19 protein-coding genes and 2 other RNA genes are annotated in these 19,152 nt (G+C 33.0%); 4 read left to right on the top strand and 17 right to left on the bottom strand.

The window, feature by feature from the left end; genetic code table 11:
* Positions 1-13: 13 nt before the first annotated feature.
* Together CCORG_RS03250 and ssrA are read right to left on the bottom strand one after the other, a co-directional pair.
* Positions 14-1,198, bottom strand: a complete 1,185-nt coding sequence (locus CCORG_RS03250) for a tyrosine-type recombinase/integrase (protein ID WP_025803877.1) — start codon at positions 1,196-1,198, stop codon at positions 14-16.
* Between the two features lie 209 nt (positions 1,199-1,407).
* Positions 1,408-1,768: a transfer-messenger RNA gene (gene ssrA, locus CCORG_RS03245) on the bottom strand.
* 99 nt (positions 1,769-1,867) lie between these two features.
* Between ssrA and CCORG_RS03240 the strand changes: the two genes are divergently transcribed.
* From CCORG_RS03240 to CCORG_RS03230, 3 genes are read left to right on the top strand one after another with little or no spacing between them, the layout of a single operon-like run.
* On the top strand, positions 1,868-2,656 hold the full coding sequence (locus CCORG_RS03240; RefSeq protein ID WP_025803878.1) for a tetratricopeptide repeat protein: 789 nt from the start codon (positions 1,868-1,870) through the stop codon (positions 2,654-2,656).
* A gap of 4 nt (positions 2,657-2,660) precedes the next feature.
* Entirely contained in the window at positions 2,661-3,674 is a 1,014-nt protein-coding gene (ruvB, locus tag CCORG_RS03235) for a Holliday junction branch migration DNA helicase RuvB (RefSeq protein WP_025803879.1), read from the top strand.
* Complete coding sequence (locus CCORG_RS03230) at positions 3,661-4,758, top strand: AI-2E family transporter (RefSeq protein WP_025803880.1); 1,098 nt, start codon at positions 3,661-3,663, stop codon at positions 4,756-4,758. Before ruvB ends, CCORG_RS03230 begins: the two co-directional genes overlap by 14 nt.
* Before the next feature lie 167 nt (positions 4,759-4,925).
* Here CCORG_RS03230 and CCORG_RS03225 read toward each other — a convergent pair whose 3' ends face one another.
* The 13 genes from CCORG_RS03225 to CCORG_RS03165 all read right to left on the bottom strand — a co-directional run bounded on the left by CCORG_RS03225 (position 4,926) and on the right by CCORG_RS03165 (position 16,505).
* The gene (locus tag CCORG_RS03225) at positions 4,926-5,645 is read right to left on the bottom strand and encodes a fumarate reductase iron-sulfur subunit (protein WP_025803881.1); all 720 of its coding nucleotides are present in this window, start codon (positions 5,643-5,645) and stop codon (positions 4,926-4,928) included.
* Positions 5,638-7,644: a fumarate reductase flavoprotein subunit gene (locus tag CCORG_RS03220; protein WP_025803882.1), complete on the bottom strand. Its 2,007-nt coding sequence runs from the start codon at positions 7,642-7,644 to the stop codon at positions 5,638-5,640. The genes CCORG_RS03225 and CCORG_RS03220 overlap by 8 nt, the downstream gene beginning before the upstream one ends.
* A gap of 10 nt (positions 7,645-7,654) precedes the next feature.
* Positions 7,655-8,338 carry a fumarate reductase cytochrome b subunit gene (locus CCORG_RS03215; RefSeq protein WP_025803883.1) on the bottom strand — a complete coding sequence of 228 codons (684 nt, stop codon included), beginning with the start codon at positions 8,336-8,338 and terminating at the stop codon, positions 7,655-7,657.
* Positions 8,339-8,419: 81 nt separating this feature from the next.
* Entirely contained in the window at positions 8,420-9,244 is an 825-nt protein-coding gene (lgt, locus tag CCORG_RS03210; protein ID WP_025803884.1) for a prolipoprotein diacylglyceryl transferase, read from the bottom strand.
* Between the two features lie 18 nt (positions 9,245-9,262).
* Positions 9,263-9,799, bottom strand: coding sequence for a hypothetical protein (locus CCORG_RS03205; RefSeq protein ID WP_025803885.1), 537 nt, complete (start codon positions 9,797-9,799; stop codon positions 9,263-9,265).
* Positions 9,796-10,944 carry a DNA polymerase Y family protein gene (locus CCORG_RS03200; RefSeq protein WP_025803886.1) on the bottom strand — a complete coding sequence of 383 codons (1,149 nt, stop codon included), beginning with the start codon at positions 10,942-10,944 and terminating at the stop codon, positions 9,796-9,798. The genes CCORG_RS03205 and CCORG_RS03200 overlap by 4 nt, the downstream gene beginning before the upstream one ends.
* Positions 10,941-11,951, bottom strand: coding sequence for a bifunctional 3,4-dihydroxy-2-butanone 4-phosphate synthase/GTP cyclohydrolase II (locus CCORG_RS03195; RefSeq protein ID WP_025803887.1), 1,011 nt, complete (start codon positions 11,949-11,951; stop codon positions 10,941-10,943). Before CCORG_RS03195 ends, CCORG_RS03200 begins: the two co-directional genes overlap by 4 nt.
* 18 nt (positions 11,952-11,969) lie before the next feature.
* On the bottom strand, positions 11,970-12,464 hold the full coding sequence (locus CCORG_RS03190; protein ID WP_025803888.1) for an HIT family protein: 495 nt from the start codon (positions 12,462-12,464) through the stop codon (positions 11,970-11,972).
* A gap of 2 nt (positions 12,465-12,466) precedes the next feature.
* Positions 12,467-13,255 carry an indole-3-glycerol phosphate synthase TrpC gene (gene trpC / locus CCORG_RS03185; protein ID WP_025803889.1) on the bottom strand — a complete coding sequence of 263 codons (789 nt, stop codon included), beginning with the start codon at positions 13,253-13,255 and terminating at the stop codon, positions 12,467-12,469.
* Complete coding sequence (locus tag CCORG_RS03180) at positions 13,252-14,505, bottom strand: tetratricopeptide repeat protein (protein WP_025803890.1); 1,254 nt, start codon at positions 14,503-14,505, stop codon at positions 13,252-13,254. Before CCORG_RS03180 ends, trpC begins: the two co-directional genes overlap by 4 nt.
* A complete protein-coding gene (locus CCORG_RS03175) occupies positions 14,484-14,861 on the bottom strand; it encodes a YkgJ family cysteine cluster protein (protein ID WP_172658543.1) in 378 nt (125 codons plus the stop codon). The genes CCORG_RS03180 and CCORG_RS03175 overlap by 22 nt, the downstream gene beginning before the upstream one ends.
* Positions 14,862-14,866: 5 nt before the next feature.
* Positions 14,867-15,565, bottom strand: coding sequence for a tRNA1(Val) (adenine(37)-N6)-methyltransferase (locus CCORG_RS03170; protein ID WP_025803892.1), 699 nt, complete (start codon positions 15,563-15,565; stop codon positions 14,867-14,869).
* Positions 15,546-16,505, bottom strand: coding sequence for an NAD(P)-binding domain-containing protein (locus CCORG_RS03165; protein WP_025803893.1), 960 nt, complete (start codon positions 16,503-16,505; stop codon positions 15,546-15,548). The genes CCORG_RS03170 and CCORG_RS03165 overlap by 20 nt, the downstream gene beginning before the upstream one ends.
* A gap of 79 nt (positions 16,506-16,584) precedes the next feature.
* Here CCORG_RS03165 and CCORG_RS03160 point away from each other — a divergent pair, with 79 nt between their 5' ends.
* Positions 16,585-17,820 carry a glutamate-5-semialdehyde dehydrogenase gene (locus CCORG_RS03160; RefSeq protein WP_025803894.1) on the top strand — a complete coding sequence of 412 codons (1,236 nt, stop codon included), beginning with the start codon at positions 16,585-16,587 and terminating at the stop codon, positions 17,818-17,820.
* A gap of 118 nt (positions 17,821-17,938) precedes the next feature.
* Here CCORG_RS03160 and CCORG_RS03155 read toward each other — a convergent pair whose 3' ends face one another.
* Together CCORG_RS03155 and rnpB are read right to left on the bottom strand one after the other, a co-directional pair.
* A complete protein-coding gene (locus CCORG_RS03155) occupies positions 17,939-18,754 on the bottom strand; it encodes a hypothetical protein (protein ID WP_025803895.1) in 816 nt (271 codons plus the stop codon).
* Between the two features lie 58 nt (positions 18,755-18,812).
* Positions 18,813-19,127, bottom strand: an RNA gene (gene rnpB / locus CCORG_RS03150) — RNase P RNA component class A.
* Positions 19,128-19,152 lie beyond the last annotated feature (25 nt).

The raw sequence follows: 19,152 nt of genomic DNA, 5'->3' as shown, positions 1-19,152 counted from the left end.
TTTTTTTGGATAATTATATCTTACAATTATTATAATTTACTAAAAAATCCGCCCACCACTGCATCAAATTTCGCTTTTGTTCTAGTCTTAAGCTTCTATCATAAGCTGATTTTACTTCATTTGCTGTTTTATGAGCTAGGCATTGTTCTATAACTTCGCTTGTGGCTTTGTGCTTGTGCTGATACTCATAGCAAAGTGTAGAAAATATAGATCTAAAACCATGAGCTACCATCTCATCTTTTGAGTATCCCATACGGCGAAGTGCTGTATTTACTGTGCCATCACTCATTGGGCGAGTTTTTGAGAGTTGGCTAGGAAAAAGATACTGGCTTTTAAAATCTATCTTTTTAAACTCTTTTAAAATCTCTACTGTTTGGTTAGCAAGTGGGATTATATGTTCACTTCTAGCTTTCATTTTATCAGCTGGTATAGTCCAAATTTTAGCTTCTAGGTCTATCTCACTCCATTTAGCTGTTCTTATATTAAATGGACGATTTGCTGTTAGTAAGCTAAGCTTTAGGGCTATTTTTGTGCGGATATCGCCTTTATATGCTTTGATAGCTTCTACTAAGTCCCTAACTTCATCTATGCTTGTAAGGGCTGGATAGTTTTTTGTTTTGTGAGTTTTAAAAACCATATCACTTTTGATACTTTGTATCTGATTTGTTATGATAAGACCTCTCATATGAGCGTATCTAAAGACCTCTTTTAAAATGGTGAGTGTTCTTTGCAGGGTATCAAATTTAGCATTTATTTCAAGCGGCTTAAGTGTTTTGATAACCTCATCAGCCGTTATGCTTTTTATATCTTTGTCTCCTAGTTCCTTGTAAACATAAAGCTCCATATGAGAGTGGCAACGCTTGAAGTGCTTTTGAGTAACCCTACCCTCTTTTAGATTAAGACACTCTGTGGCTATCTCTTTTAATGTCACTATTTTTGGCTTTTCCATTGGATCTATGCCTTTTTCTACTGCTTGTTTTATATCTAAGGCTTTTTTTCTAGCTTCTAATAAGCTTATGTTTGGGTAATTTCCGATATTAAAGGTGCGGTATTTATGTGTGATAGGGCTTTTAAAGCGAACTATAAAATACTTACGCCCATGTGGTTCTACCATAAGAGCTAGGTTATTAGCATCTGTGTAACGCTGTCTTTTTTCCTTTGGCTTTAAGCCTTTTATCTTTGTATCAGTTAATGCCATTATTTAGCCTTTTAGAGTTAAATTTTGGTACAAAAAATATATAAATTTAGCCTTGTACCAAATCTTGCACCAAAAAAATATTAACTACTTAATATTTTTAAAGTTTTACAATGATAACTTAAGTTGGCTAAAAATAGCTTGAAATTGCCTAAAATATGAGTGTTTAAGTTAGTTAAAATATGTTTATGGATATTTAAGTTATATAAAATTGGTGGAGGTGTGCGGGGTCGAACCGCAGTCCAAAAGCAAAAGACCAAAGCCTCTACATGCTTAGCAAAAGTGAAAATTTCATCTAAAAAGGCTCACTTTTCAAAAACCAAAATCTTAGACTAAGACTAAAATTTCACTTAAATGTTCGTCAAACATCTAAACTACACTATCAAAATGACCACTAAAACTTTCTAGATAGTATCAAAAGTTAGTGGGCTCAACTGAACTTACGCTACTTTTGCGTAAGCAGGAGCGAATTTAACGTTATTTGCGTTTAATTTTAATTTGAGCTTTTAACGCTTTGCTCAAAGCGACATGCCACCGTGACCACTCTACTCCTGTCGAAGCCAAGTCACCCCCATGATAAAAGTGGCGAATTATACTAAATTTAGCAATTTTTGTCAAATTTTAGATTCTTATGGTAAAATACCATCCTATTTATATAAACAAAGGAAAAGCATGAAAAAAACTCTTATTTTGTCACTATTTTTGGCTTACAATCTATATGCAAACACAGATGATTTAACATCATCTTCTGAAAGAAACTACTTTGGAAATAATGATGAGAAAAAAGATATGCAAATGTCAGAAGAGGACTACAAAAAAGCATTAGATACATACACTCAAAAATGCAATGACAATGATGCTAAAAGCTGTGCAAGCTTAGCTTATCTTTACGATAATGGTCTTGGCACCAAAGCAAACAAGGAAAATTCTATAAAACTATATGAAAAAGCATGCGAACTAAAAGATGCTAAGAGCTGCTCATACTTAGGTTTTGTATATGATAATGGCTTAGGAATAGCCCAAAATAAATCAAAAGCTGTAGAACTATATACAAAAGGGTGTGAACTAAAAGATCCTCAAGGATGTTCAAATTTAGGAATTTCATACTATAGAGGGGACGGTGTAGAGGTTAATATGACTAAATCTTTTGAGTGGTTTACAAAAGGATGTGAGCTTGACCATGGCTTTTCTTGCACAAATTTAGGCTATATGTATGAGTATGGCGATGGGGTACAAAAAAATATCGAAGAGTCGATGAAATTCTACGAAAAAGCATGCGAACTTGAAGATGGTATGGGGTGTTCAAATTTAGGTACTTTTTATGTAAATGGTACAAATATCCTTCCTGATTTTGACAAAGCAGCTGAACTTTTTATTAAGGCGTGTGAATTTGGATACAAGGAAGGTTGCGAGTTTGATACAAGACTTAGAGAAGCAAGATTAGATGGAGAAATTCAATAATAAAATGGATAGAGTAGTAGAGATACAAAGTGTTAACTTTGAAAATGAGTATGAGATAAATCTTAGACCTACAAGTTTTGAAGACTATGTAGGGCAAAGTAAAACTAAGCAAAATCTTAAAATTTTTATCAAAGCTGCCAAAAAAAGGGGCGAGTGCTTAGATCATACTCTTTTTTATGGTCCTCCAGGTCTTGGAAAAACTACTCTTGCTCACATTATTGCAAATGAAATGAACACAAACATTAAAATAACTGCTGCTCCGATGATAGAAAAAGCTGGGGATTTAGCAGCTATTTTAACAAATTTAGATGAAGGCGATGTTTTATTTATAGATGAAATTCACCGTCTTAGCTCTGCGATAGAGGAGATTTTATATCCTGCGATGGAGGATTTTAGACTTGATATTATCATTGGCTCTGGTCCTGCTGCACAAACTATAAAAATAGATATTCCAAAATTTACTTTAATAGGTGCTACAACAAGAGCTGGTATGATATCAGCTCCTTTAAGAGATCGCTTTGGTATATCATTTAGGCTTCAGTTTTATTCAGATGAAGAGCTTTCTCAAATCATCCAAAAAGCCAGTGTAAAACTAGAAAAAACTATCCAAAAAAACGCTAGTTTAGAAATAGCAAAAAGAAGTCGTGGAACTCCTAGGATAGCACTTAGATTATTAAAGAGAATTCGCGACTTTGCAGATGTATATAATGAGTCTGAAATAAGTCAAAATCGTGCCAAATCATCACTAAATGAGCTAGGTGTAAATGAACTTGGTTTTGATGAGATGGATATTGGTTATCTTGATATCTTATTTGACGCAAAAGGTCGCCCATTAGGGCTTTCTACAATAGCAGCAGCTTTAAGTGAAGATGAAGGAACTATAGAAGATGTTATCGAGCCATATCTACTAGCAAATGGCTATATAGAACGAACTTCAAAAGGAAGGATTGCTAGCTATAAAGCTCACGAAGCTCTTAAAATTCCATTTCAAAAAGGACTATTCGATGAAAAAAACTAGTAAATACTTTTTTATTGGCTTTATACTTTTAGTTTTTTGTGCAGTTATTTATCTATTTACCCCATTTTGGATACCAATGAGTGTTGGAATTTTACTTGCAGTATCAACTTCAAGCCTTAATCACACCTTTAGAGAACTAACTGGAAATAAAAATATCCTTTCAGCAACTCTTACAACAGTAGCTTTAATAATACTATTTTTAGCACCATTTTTATACGCTGCAACAAAACTAGTTATATATGGTGCAAATTTCGATACTGCTTATATCGGTAAAGTTGTTGAATATGTTAGAAATTTTGACATATCTTTGCCTGGAGCTTTTTCATCTTGGGAGTCTAGGATTAAGGATTTTATCTCTTCTATTAACTTAACTCCAATCTTCAAAGAAGGGGCTACTTATCTATCAAACATCGGCAAATCAAGTGCAAATTTTATGATAGAGCTGGTTTTAATAATTGTTTTTTACTTCTTTGCAAATATCTATGGCAGGTCGCTAATTACCTTTATAAAAGAGACAACTCCAGTTGAAACTGAGTATATAGATAAAATTTCAGGCGAAGTAAGTAATACAATGGCAGTTGTGCTTTACTCAACTATCGCAACTTCAGTACTTCAAGGACTTTTATTTGGTATAATGATAGCTTTTTTTGGCTACGATGGTTTACTATTTGGTATAGTTTATGCTTTTGCTTCGATGATACCAATTGTTGGCGGGACACTTGTTTATATGCCAATAGCTATTTATGAATTTGCAATGGGTAATAAATTTGCTGGAATTTTTATTTTTATTTACTCTGTTGTGATGATTTCAACTGTAGCTGATAACTTTGTAAAACCATTTATAATTAAATTTATAAATTCAAAGCTTGTTAAACACCCTGCAAATATAAATGAACTTCTTATATTTTTTGCAATGATGGCAGGACTTTCTACCTTTGGCTTTTGGGGCTTGATACTAGGTCCAGCAATAGTTACGCTATTTGTTGCTTGCCTAAATGCTTACAGAATAATAGAAAAAGATGATCTTTTAGAGCGTAAAAATAAAGATATAATACTTGATGATACAGAGGCTGATATTAAATAATAATTGCAATCAAGATGACTTAAAAGCTATAAAATTTTTTATGACTTCTAGTTACTCAAAAAGAAAATTTTGATTTTTAAAAGCTAGATTATCATTTAAACTTTAAATTTACTTTTATATTGCAATACAAAAGTAAAAATTTAGCGGGGAAGCCCGCTAAATTTGGCTTATTTTACACTTGCCATTTTGCGTCTTATAAACGCTATTTGGTTTTGAAGTGGTAGATGTTTAGGACATTGATCTTCACATCCAAGAAGACTCATACAACCAAAAATACCACTATCATCACCTACTAACTCATAAAAGTCCTCATCAGTTCTTTCATCAAGTGGATCCACCCTAAATCTTGCTATTCTATTTAGTCCAACAGCACCTATAAAATCATTTCTCATAATAGCCGTTCCACATGCTGCAACGCAGATACCACACTCTATACATCTATCAAGTTCAAATGTTTTTTGAGCAAGTTCAGGATCAACCTTTTCTTCTTGCTTTGATATATCGGTAACTTTTGTAGTGTGTATCCAGCTCTCAACTCTACTATTCATAGCTGCCATCCACTCGCCCGTATTTACACTTAGATCCTTTATAAGCTTAAAAACAGGAAGTGGCATTAGCTCTATAACGCCATCTTCGTAATCTTTAGTAAGAGTTCTACAAGCAAGCTGAGGTTTACCATTTACTAACATAGCACAACTTCCACAAATTCCCGCTCTACACACAAAATCAAAACTCAAATCAGGGTCAAAATTTTCCCTGATTTGATTTAATGCCACAAACAAAGTCATACCAGAAGTCTCTTCTAGCTCATAAGTGTTAAAATGTGGCTTTGAAATTTTACTTAGCGGATTATATTTAAACGCTTTTATTGTTATTTTTCTACTCATTTCCAACTCCTACTCTTTGGTTTGGTGCTTTAAATTTTGGTTGAAGTTCATAATGCATCAACGCATCTTGAATCTCATATCTGCCTTTACCTTCAGCCTTCAAACGCTCTTTTGTCTCATCAACTTCTTTTTGGCGTTTCGCACTATCAGCATGTTCTATAATATTCCCCTTTGCTCCATATCCTCTAAACGCTGGTGGCATCTCCATTTTCATAATATCAAGTGGCTCATAAGTTAGCGTTGGCATAGTATCACCATCTTTCCAACTAGCTAGAGTTCTTTTTAACCAGTTTGCATCATCTCTTTTTGGATAATCCTCTCTGTAATGAGCTCCTCTACTCTCTGTTCTATCAAGGGCACCTTTTGCTACACAAAGTGCAAGTTTTAGCATTTTTGGTACACGATAAGCCTCTTCAAGCTCTGGATTACCAAATCTTTCCTTGTTTGAAATTTTGATATTTAAAGACTCCTTATAAAGCTCTTCTAGCTCTTTTACAGCTTTTTCTAGCCCTTCGCCTGTTCTAAATATCGCAACATGTTCCCACATAATATCCTTCATTTTATTTTTAATCTCAAAGATATTATATTTACCATCTGAATTTATAAGCTTGGTTATATAGTCATTTTCTTTATCAACAAAACTTTGAATAAATTTTGTATCTATATCGATCTCATTTTCAAGGCAGAAATCCGCCATATAATCGCCCACTATCATACCAGCTACAACAGTTTCTGCAACTGAGTTTCCACCAAGTCTATTAAAGCCATGCATATCCCAACAAGCTGCTTCGCCTGAACTAAATAGACCCTTTAGAGTAGGACTCTCGCCAGTTGGTTTTGTTTTGATTCCACCCATTGAGTAGTGCTGCATTGGAAGAATTGGTGCCCAACCCTTACCTATACCGTTTTCATCAAGTTCTGTATCGGCTGGATCTATACCATTAAATATCTGACAAATTTCTTGGACATCTCTTAAATTTTTCTCTATATGTTCACGACCTAATATAGAAATATCAAGCCAAACATGCTCACCATATGGGCTTTTTACACCTTTTCCCTTTCTAATGTGCTCCATTATTCTTCTTGAAACAACGTCTCTACTTGCAAGCTCTTTTTTCTCAGGTTCATAATCAGGCATAAAGCGATGTCCATCCACATCTCTTAAAATTCCACCATCACCCCTACAACCTTCAGTTAGAAGTATACCACTAGGAACAATTGGAGTTGGGTGAAACTGAACTGCTTCCATATTTCCAAGCTGTGCAACACCTGTTTCAAGTGCAATCGCAGCCCCAATACCTTCGCAGATCACAGCATTTGTAGTATGCTTATAGATTCTTCCATACCCACCAGTTGCTATCATTGTAGCCCTTGCCACAAAAGCATCAAGTTCACCTGTAATCAGGTCTCTAACTATAGCACCATAACATCTGCCATCTTTATGAATTAAAGCAATTGCTTCTTTTCTATCTCTAATATCAACACCAAGCTGTGCACATCTGTTTGCCACACCAAAAAGCATAGTATGCCCTGTAGCATCAGCTGTATAGCAAGTTCGCCATTTTTTAGTACCACCAAAGTCTCTTGAGTGGATAAGTCCGTGAACCTCTTCGCTTTCTGTTATGGTGGTTTTTTGTGCATTTATAATAGCACTTCTATCACCTTTTGTAATTCTAGTCCAAGGAACACCCCAACTTGCTAACTCACGAATCGCTTTTGGTGCTGTTTGACAAAACATTCTAGCAACTTCTTGATCACAGCCCCAGTCACTTCCCTTTACAGTATCTGCAAAGTGAACATCTTCATTATCACCTTCGCTCATTTTAGAATTACCTAAACTTGCTTGCATACCACCTTGAGCAGCAGCTGAGTGAGACCTTCTTACTGGACACATGCTTAAAACTATGGTTTTATTACCTTTTTCGGCAGTTGCAACAGCTGATCTAAGCCCAGCTAAACCACCACCAATAATTAGTGCATCTGAATATATAATGTTCATTAAATCTCCTTTACTTCGCTAACCAAACAATATCAGCAATAACTGAGAATGCAAACAAAGCTCCCCAGATGATAAAGTTAATTTTTTTAATCTTTGCTCTTTTTTCTATCATCTCATCTTTTTTACTACCTTCTATACTATACCATTTCATTATAAGTCTATAAGTACCAATACTTGCGTGAGTTACGGTAACTATAAGAAGTAAAAGGTAAAAAAGGTGTAAATTTGCAAATCTTGCAATTGATAGATTAGCTGTGATAGGCTCACTAAAGATAATAGTAATAATATGAGCACTAGCTGTGAAAAATAGTAAAAAGCCTGTTATGAACTGAAACCACCAAAGAGTAGTATCAAGATGACCAAAGCGGATTTTATGAGCCTTAAAAGCTTGATAAGCTCTGTAATTAGCAGGAAATTTTCTCATACCTAAAAAAGCATGAACCATAAAAATAACCAAAATAACAAAAGCTATAAAATTTGTTATCCAAGTCATGCCAAACGGCTCAGCAAAACTCACGACTCCCTCAAATGCTCTTTTTCCAAATACAATCGATCCAGTAAAAAGCATATGACAAACCATAAACGCGGCTAAAATCAGTCCCGTTAAACTCTGTGCTTTATCTTGACAGGCTGGTAAACGACTCTTTTTGCCCTCAACTGACTTGCCAAGAAAGCCTTCAATTCTTGCTTCCATGAAAACTCCTCAAAAGTTATTTTGCACTTCTATTGCAGATTTATTAATTATATATAAATTTTGCTTGTTAATAACTTAAATTCAGCTTTTTTTAATAGCTATCTTTTTGTGATAAATTAAATATATAACAACTCCAGATAGCAGCATTAAAAGCGATAAAATCTGTCCCATGCTTAAGTTTAAAGGTGTATAAACTCCCATATGCACATCAGGTTGTCTAAATATTTCACTTATAAAACGCATAATAGCATAAAGTATCGCATATAAAGCAATCAGTTCTCCCTCAAATTTCTTATGTTTTCTATAAAAAAACAAAATTATAAAAATAACAATACCTTCTAAAAATGCCTCATATAGTTGGCTAGGATGTCTTAAAACACCATCAACTAAAATGCCCCAAGGAACGCTCGTTGGCTCTCCAAAAAGCTCTTGATTTAAAAAATTTCCTACTCTTCCAAAAACATAACCAAGCGGAACGCTTAAAGCCACCAAATCAAGTAAAGACCAAAAATTTGCTCTATGCTTTTTACAAAACCAAATCGTAGAAATAACAAAACCAACAACAGCCCCGTGATAACTCATGCCCGAAATTCCAACAAACTCACCATTATAAAAGGGGTTAAAAATTTGCCATGGATGAGTTAGATAATAAATTTGATCATTTGTATAAATCATCAAATACCCAAGCCTTGCACCTAAAATCACGCCTATCTCAACCCATATAAAATAGCTATCTAAAAAACTATCTGAGTAGAAAAGATTATCACGCTTTACAAACCACTTAGCCATAAAAAGAGCCACCAGTAGAGCTAAAATATACATAATCCCATACCAATGAACTTTAAACCCAAAAACTGAAAACGCAACAGGGTCAAAGTGAGTATAAATTTCGTTCCACCAGCTCATTTTAGCTCCTAAATTTCATCAAATTTTAAGTCCGAGAGTTACTTTTATCATCTTTAAATAATCATCTAAAAACCAACCTAAAGATTTATAATAGTTAGTTTTACTTTTTGATTTTAAAATTTCAGCTAACGCTCTAAAGCTTTCCATAAAATACTCACTTAAATACCTTCCCAAAAACATATGGTTTTTCTCATCATGAACTTTAAATATCGCCCCAAGCAGAGCTAGCATATTTGATGCATGGCTTGCATTTAGTGTAGAAAATGGCTTTTGATAGCGGCTTTTATCATAAAAAAGCTGGATATCTATTTCATTTATAAGCTTATAATAACTCATCTCAAAATATTGCTTTAAATTTTCAAAATCCTCTTTAACATCATCATAACTCTCATTTTTTGCCAACTCCCAAAACTCATGAGCTTTTTTGTTCTCATCTGTTTCATTTACTATAATCCACTTTGGTGGAAGCTTTTGAAAATTCTCTTTTGGTGTAACTTCTTTAAAATTTGCACTCAAAATAAGTGCTATCATAGAGTAAATATCTCTAACTTTCAACCTAACTCCTTTGCTGTTTTTAAAATTTCAATACCGTGTTTTTGTCTTAAGGATTGAAGTGTATTATTAAGCTTTAAAGCACTTTCATCACTAAAAAGCGTTTTTACTTTAGTATCTAAAAATCCCCCTACGCCGACGCTTATATGAGTAATACTTAGAGTTTTTCTAATATCAGCTTCTCTAAAAAGCTCACTCATAACTCTATCAAGTAAATTTTCACTAAAGCTCTCTTTAAGACTAAAGCTTTTTGTATGTGTTTCACGCCCTATATATCGAAGTCTAAACTCAAATTTAGTAGGGGTTTTACCAAATTTATAGATACTAAAACTTAGATATCTACAAAGTACAAAAATTCGCCTTTGTATCTCATTTCTATCCATAATGGCTTCAAATGTTCTACCATATGAGATGCTTTTACGCTCCTTATTTAGCTCAAGCTCTCTTGAGGCTCCAATTATATTTTCATAAATTTTAAGACCGTTTTTACCCATTTTTTCAAAGACAAATTTAGCCTCAAATGCATCTTTTATGGTAAAAATTCCATGCTTTTTAAGGTAGTTTTGGCTTGATTTGCCAACAAATGGAAATTTAGCTATATCAACATCGCCAAGCTTGTCTTTAATCTCATTAACTTTTATCATCCCAACACCAAATGGCTTTACAAGATCAGTTGTAAGCTTAGCTATAAATTTTGCCTCACTTAAACCTATACTACAAGGTAAATTTAGTTTTTCTAAAATTTTAGATTGTAAATTTTTAGCGAAATTTAGAGGGTCATTTTTAGCCTCAATCCCTTTTAAATCCATAAAAAACTCATCTATACTAAACGCTTCAATATCTGGTGTAAAACTATATAAAAATTTATATAATTTTTGTGAAAGCTCTTTATAAAACCCATGGTCTGCTTTTACTAAAATTAAATCTTTACATAAATTTTGTGCCTTTTTTAAAGGCATAGCTGATTTTACACCAAATTTTCTAGCTTCATAACTTGGGCTTAAAACTACCCCACCAAGGCTCTCTTCATCACCAAAAATAGCACTCCCTCCACCACCAACTACAGCTACATTTTTGCCAATTAAACTAGGATCTTTTATCCTAGCAGCAGAAACAAAAAAGCAGTCAAGATCAAGGTGTAAAATCATATGAAATTTACAACATTTAACCCAAAACCACTAAGACCAGCAAATTCCTGGTCTTTATTTTCTGTAATCAAAGATATATCTTTAATACCAAATTTAGATAAAATTTGAGCCCCTATTCCGTAGTCTTTAATAGCCCCGCTTTCATTTACTTCACTATCAAAAAATATCAAAATTCCACCATCTTTTTCTAAAATTTGAGTAGCTCTTTTAAACTCTTGAAATTTATGACTACTCAAAAAATCATAATCACTTGTAATTTTGTGAAATTTAACATTTGTTTTACTCTTAATATCACCAAAGATATAAGCTTTATGGAATTTGCCATTGTGATCTTTTATATCATAAAATTTAGCATCTTTTTGAGCTAAAATTCCACTTTTTAACTCACTAAATTCAACTAAAGTCTCAGTTTTAAGGCGGTATTTAACAAGATCTGCAACACTTATCATATTTAAATTAAATTTAGCACAAAATTTATCTAAATCATCACGCCTTGCCATAGTGCCATCTTCATTTACTATCTCGCAAATCACGCTAACTGGCACAAGCCCAGCTAATTTACACAGATCAATACTTGCTTCTGTGTGACCAATACGCTCTAAAACTCCGCCATCTTTTGCAATGAGTGGAAAAATATGCCCAGGAGCAACAAAATCATCTTTTGTAGTGGTAGAAAAATTTGTAATTAATTTTATCGTCATATCACGCTCAACTGCACTAACTCCTGTTGTTGCATCTTTTGCATCAACAGTTATAGTAAAAGCGGTTTCGTGATTTGAAGTGTTATTTTTAACCATCGGTTCAAATCCAAGTTTTTTAGCGATTTCCTTACTGACAGGAGTACATAAAACACCCTTTGCGTGAGTAATAGCAAAATTTACTTTTTCTACACTACTAAAAGCTCCAGCAAAAACTAAATCACCTTCATTTTCTCTTGACTCATCATCAACTACAACTATCATCTTGCCATTTTTAATATCATCAATAGCTTTTTCAATACTTACCAAATTTGCCAAAACTTTCCTTTAAATATATCTTTTATATCCAGCTTTTATCTTTTCATATAGATTACTAAATGGAACTCCATTAACTCTAACACACCCAATTGTCGTAATGAAATTTGTATCCCCACTCCATCTAGGAACTAAGTGATAATGCACATGCTGTGCAATCCCAGCTCCAGCTGCACTTCCTAAATTCATACCTATATTTACTCCATTTGCACCTATTTGGCTTTTTAAAACACTAACTCCAATACGCACAAATTTACTCATCTCTTGCCAAATTTCAGGCTTTAAATTCTCAATATTATCACTATGCTCATAAGGTATAACCATAAATGCTCCTGGACTATACGGGTATAAATTCATTATCCCAAAGCAAAATTTAGCACGGAATAAAACTCCGTTTTTATCGTCATTTTCAGGGCTTTTTGCTGCTCTACAAAAAACACAACCCTCTTCTTTAGAACCAAAATACTCACTTCGCCATGGTGCACAAAGATAATCTAACTTTTCCAAAACTACTCTCCAAATTTAAGCTTTTCAACCGCTTTTTTAACATCATCTTGACGCATTAAACTCTCACCAACTAAAAACGCATCAACGCCGATTTTGTTTAGTTCTACAACTTGATCGTGAGTATAGATGCCACTTTCTGCTACGATGATTTTACCATTTGGTATAAGCGGTATAAGCTTTTGACTTAAATCCATATGCATAGTAAAATCATTTAAATCTCTGTGATTTATACCTATTATATCAGCCCCAGCAAAGATAGCTTTTGTGATATCTTCTTTATCATGAGTTTCAAACAAAGCCTCCATTCCAAGCCTTCTTGCAAAATCCAAAAGCTCTTTAAGACGCTTTTTATCCAAAGCTTTTGCTATTAATAGTATAAAATCAGCCCCATAAACAGCAGCTTCTAAAACCTGATACTCATCAACTATAAAATCTTTTCTTAAAATCGGCGTTTTTGTATAACGGCGAATTTGCGGAATAAATTCAAGATCGCCTTTAAAATAGTGCGGTTCTGTTAAAACTGAAAATGCATCGGCTCCGCCTTTTTCATACTCTACAGCGATACTTACTGGCTCAAAATCCTCTCTTATAACACCTCTACTAGGACTTGCTTTTTTAACCTCAGCTATGATTTTATATGGATTATCAGGTGTACTTTTTAAGGCATTTTTAACATCTCGTGGAGCATAAGGATTTGCAGATAAACTCCTTCCTAAAGTATCAAAAGAAATATCACTTTTTCTTTTTTCTAAGTCAAATCTCGTTTTTTCTATAATTTCATCAAGTATCATTTTATATCCTTTAAACACTCATCTATCTTTTTAATATGTTCTTTTGACTCATTGCTATCCCAGTAGTCACTAAATTCTAAATCTATGGCATCTATAGTTTTTTTAGCTTTTTCACACTCGCCAAGCTTATAGTATCCCCAAGCTAAAGAGTCAAGATAATAAGGCGAATTTGGTTCATCTTTTAAGGCGTTTTTTACAAATTCAACGCCCTTTTTAGCATCAATATCATGATCTATCAAAAGATATCCATAGTAATTTTGATATATTCCTTTGCTATTTTCATCAACTGAAGCTTTAAAACACTCATTTACATCTTTTAAAATTTCACTATTGATACTACCTACATTTTTCTCATAAATCATCATAGCCTTTAAAGATAAAAACTCCTTATCATTTGAGGCATTATAGCTCTCATCAGCTTTTTTTATCGCCTTATCGTACTCTTTTATATAAGCATAAAGTTCAACTAAAAGTTTATCGTTGTATGAGTATTTTTCTAAAAGTTCTATGACTTTTTCATAGTTTTTCTCATATATATAAAAGCCTAAAACCTCATCCATATATTTGTTATCATTGGTTAGTTTATAAAGCTCTTCATCCATTGCTAAAATCATAGGAAAATTTCTATTTTGTTTATAAATATCAAGAAGAACTGAGCATATCTCAGTGCTACATCCTTTCATAAGGCGGTGTTTTTCTAGCTTTGATGTTGCTAAGTTAACATCATCAAACCTAACAAGTAAAATATTTGCTACTCTTAGTAAATTTATATCACTATCATCTAACTCATAAGCTTTTAAATGATAATCTAGTGCCTTTTTATACTCTCCTAAATCATCCATTATCATCCCAGCAACCGAGTAGCTCATAGCGCTATCTGGTTCAAGCTCGACTAGTTTTTTAGCACTAATTAAAGCTTCGTTTTTATTACCGTTTTCTACAAGATAAGCACTTTTTATCTTTAAAAACCCAGCATCATTATCAAGCAAATCGCTAGCCATATCTATGAGTTTTCCTAAATTTTCTGTTTTATACACATATGCTATTTTTATGGCTTCTTTTAAATACTCACTATTTTTTGTATTTTCATATAGCCTAGTGTAGCTTTTTATAGAAGCATTTGGGTTTGTGTTATAAACCGTAAGGGCTTTTAAAATCTCAAAAGTCTCTTCATCTTTATCAAAGGCGTTGAGATTAAGAGCTAAAAAGCATGTTATTAAAGCTATAATTAGCGTTTTACACCTATACATTCTCTCTCCAATTCTTTAAAATTATGCTTAAAATAGTCCCAAAAAGGAAATGTCATACACTGCTTTGGACGGTAGTCATAAATAGAGCAATTAAGTGCTTTTTGATCAAAAAAACAGCACGCATATCCATCTTTAAATTTAAGCTCTTTTATGCTATATCTTAAGCCAAATTTATCTAAATATCTATCTTTAAAAGCATCTGGGCTAATTTTAAGAAATTTAGATAAATTTACTATTTCACTCTCATCTATCCAGATATAACCACTATCGCCAATACAGCACTTTCCAGCACATCTTTCACACGCTTTTGGATCAAAACCATAATCAAATCCACTCTTTTTTATCAAATCACACATTTTATCTAAATTTCCTTAAAATCCATACTTTGTAAATTTGCACTTTTAAAAATTTCACTTGCTTGTTTTGTATAGCCATTTTCATCGCTTAAATAAAAAGCTGGTTCTATTTCACAAAGCGAACGAGAGTTTTTTTTAGCTTCAATAAGTGCAACTTTAGCGCTTTTCCCAACCTTTGGATGTATAAATTTAAGCCTTGTTAGGCGAAGTTTACACATATGAAAAAGCACGATTATATCCATAAGTTGCTTTGCATCATAGCAAAGAACTAAATTTCCATTTGGCTTAAGATGAGCGTTTGAGTTTATTATCAAACTCTCTAAACTTAAATTTTTTGAATATCTACTTATGCTTAGATGAGAATTTTGACTTTTTATAACTCCATCGTGATAATAAGGCGGGTTTGAGATAATCGTATCAAACCTTTTATCGCTTTTAAAAGAGTTAAAATCGCCTTCTAAAATTTCACACTCAATGCCATTCATCTGGCTATTTTCTTTACAAAGCATTATATTTTCTTTTTGGATATCCATAAGCGTTAAATTTGCATCTTTTAGATCTCTTTTTAAAAGAAGTCCTAAAACCCCACACCCAGTGCCAATCTCTAAAATTTCGCCCTTCAAATTTAAACTAAGAGCGAAATCATATAGCATTAAAGTATCGCTATTGTAGCGATAGCCATCCTTAAGCTGGTAGAGTATCATTAATGTGACTTATGATAGTATTTGCGTGATTAAGAGCAAAAACTATCGAAGCACCACTTCTTGTAGCAAGATCGCCGCCGATATAAAGCCCTTTTATATTAGTCTGGCAGTTTTCATCTACTAGTGGAATGTTTTTTTCACCCATTTCTACTCTTGAACCTTTTAAAAACTCAACAGGCGTAGTTCCGCCTATTGCATAAATTATCCTATCATATACGAATTCTCTACCATCTTTAAAGTGAACTAACGGCTTACCCTCTTCGTTTTCAATGCTCTCAACATCTGTTGACATTCTAAGAATTATTTTGCCATATTTTTCAGCAGTTTTTACATCTTTTAGGTTTATGTCATTTAATCTTGAAAATTTATCCCTTCTATAAGATAGTGTTACAGTATTATTTCTTGAAAGCGTTAAAGCATACTCAACAGCTGAGTTTCCACCACCTACTACAAGTATTTTCTCACCACTTCCACACTTATCAAGGTTGAAATTTACAACAGGATTTAATGATCTAGGAATTTCATAAAGTGGCTTATTTGGTTTGCCCATTCTACCGATTGCGATGATGACATTTTTAGCATGATACTCACCTTTTGAAGTGTGGATATGAAAAATTTCACCCTCTTTTGTAACTTTTTCTACTTCCATATTAAAAACAGCTTCGATGCCATTTGTATCAAGCAAAGTATCAAAGTAGTTTAGCACATCTTCTTTTGAAGCAGTCTCAAATTTAACCGCACCCCTAGTATTACTATCATGGCCCTTGTACTCTTTATCAACTCTTTTGTTATCTTTATAAAAAGTCCTTATTGTTTGTGAGTGGTTTGTCCCTTTTTCTAAAAGCAAAACCTTATCAATCCCTGCTATTTTTGCCTCAACAACACTTGCTAAACCACAAGGTCCACCACCTATAACAGCTACATCGTATAAATTTTTCATCAAACTACCTTTACGAAATATTTTTTATAGTGTATTATAATGGTTTTTTTAAAATAATCACATATTTAGGGGCAAAAATATGATAAATTTACTGCTTAAAACTAAAAATTCACAAAAAGAGCTGCTAAATTTAACTCCAGAAAAAAAAGAGAGTCTTATCTTAGATATAGCTGATGAAATAGAGTTAAAAAAAACTGAAATTTTAAAAGCAAATTTAAAAGATATAGAATTTGCAAAATCAAAAAATCTAAGCTTTGCTATGATAGAACGCCTTAAGCTTGATGATAAAAAACTGGGTAGCATCATCTCTTCACTTAGGCAAACTGCTGTTTTAAAAGATCCAGTCGGACGAGTCATTGATGGTTGGGTAAACCACGCTGGGCTTAAATTTCAAAAAGTTGCTATCCCAATAGGCGTAGTTTGCGTAATATACGAAAGTCGTCCAAATGTAACCACTGAAGTTGCTGGACTTTGTCTAAAAAGTGCAAATTCTTGCGTACTAAAAGGTGGAAGTGAGAGTGTAAATTCAAATTTAGCTCTGATTTCTTGTATACACTCTGTTTTAGAAAAGTATGAAATCGATAAAAGCGTGGTTACATATCTAGCAAATTTTAGCCATGAAGATACGGCTAAACTTATAAAATTTGATAAATTTATAGATGTAATAATCCCTCGTGGTGGTTCAAATTTGGTGAAATTTATAAGCGAAAACTCAACCATACCTGTTATAAAGCACGATAAAGGCGTGTGTCATATATTTGTCGATAAAAGTGCTAAGCAAGAAAATGCTCTTAAAATTTGCCAAAATGCGAAATTTCAAAAACCAAGTGCATGTAATGCAGTAGAAACGATACTAGTTCACTCAGATATAGCTAATGAATTTGTGCCAAATTTGGGGGCTAAATTTCAATCTTTAGGGGCTAAAATTTATGGGTGTCAAAAGGTGGCTGAAATTTTAAAATGTGAAATTGCTACGAACGAAAACTATGAAAATGAGTATCTTGATTTAGCGGTAAATGTCAAAATCGTAAAAGATTTAGATGAAGCTTTAGAGCATATAAAGCACTTTGGCTCAGATCATAGCGAAGCGATAATTAGCGAGGATTTTTCTAATATTGAGAGATTTTTAAACGAACTTGATTCGGCTTGTTTGTATGCAAATGCTTCTACTAGATTTAGCGATGGATATGAGTTTGGTTTTGGCGCTGAGGTTGGTATAAGCACAAATCGCTTGCACGCTAGAGGACCATTTGGACTTGAAGGGCTTACAACTTATAAATATAAAATCATTGGAAATGGGCAAATAAGAGAGTAAAATTTAGCTTAATGTGAAAAATTATTTTCTTTATATGGATGAATCGTAGCTTATCAAGTTTTTATAAATGAGATGATTTTAGTTTTTGATGTGAGTGCAAATTTAGTCCTTTCACTTCCTAAAAGTTAGGAGTAAAGCCTAAATTTATAAGCTCATTTTTGCCAACCTCATCGCCTAAATAATCAAATGTCTGGTAAAGATATTTTAAGTTTTTTAGACCTTTTTGGGTGGCTTTTTTGGTTAAATTTAGGATTTTTTCTCTGTGGGCTTTATACTTTTGTGAATTTAATAAATTTATAACTTCTTTTGAAGGTGAATTTTTAACATTTAAAGATAAATTTTCATCTCTAAAAATTTGAGTAAAACTAAACCAAATATCATCTCCAAGGCTTTCATTTACCACACTTCCAGTATCTAATAAATACTCAAATACCTTAAATTTATCGCTATTAAAAGCAACTCTTAAAAGGGTTAAATCTTGGTAATAAAAAACGGCGTTTTTATCTAAACCTTGGCTAAAAAGTGAGTTTAAAATTTTTATAGTTTCATTTTCGCTAATTTCTTTGTTTAAAACGATGCTGGGTGCGTAAATCTCAAAATCAAACACCCTTTTATCGGCACATAAAAGCATCTCTTCAATTAAAATGTTATTACCGTTTTTTAAATTTATAAAAAACGGCGTTTTTGAGTTGCTACTCTGTTTAAAACTCAGATTTTTATCACTTCCTAAAATTTTTAAAACTAAACTCTCATCGTTATTTAAGATTGCTAAATTTAAATCATCCACGCTAAATTTTTCACCGCTTTTTTTAAACTCAAATTTAGAACAATTTAGATCTTTAAAATACACATCGTAAAGCTCATTGTAAGAATTTGCGTTTAAATTTAAAAATAAAAAACTAATAAAAAACGCTAAATTTAGTAAATTTTTCATCTTAAAGTATTATTTTTATATTTTATAAACTAACACAAAATAATAAATCTCTAATCAAACCCCAAGTATAGCTATAAGCCGAGTTCTGTTAAAAGTGACTATTTATCTAGGCTAAATTTCACAAATTAGCTCAAGCGAAGGGTTTTAATCTAAGACAAAACCGTCCCTTCTTGCTACAGGCTGGGTTTACAAGCCACTTATGTTGCCATAAATGCTGGTAGGCTCTTACCCTACCCTTTCACCTTTTCCGCTTAGCGGTAGTTTGCTTTCTGTTGCACTTTCCCTTAGGTCGCCCTAGTCATCCGTTAGATGAAGCCCCGTCTTAGTGTAGCTCGGACTTTCCTCGTTTTCACGCAGTCACTCACCATACTTGGAAAAGCGATTTTATCATATTAAGC

This window comes from Campylobacter corcagiensis, assembly GCF_013201645.1.
Lineage (GTDB): Bacteria > Campylobacterota > Campylobacteria > Campylobacterales > Campylobacteraceae > Campylobacter_B > Campylobacter_B corcagiensis.
Note: the sequence above shows the minus strand (reverse complement) of the source record. Positions and strands in the feature narration are given on the sequence as shown.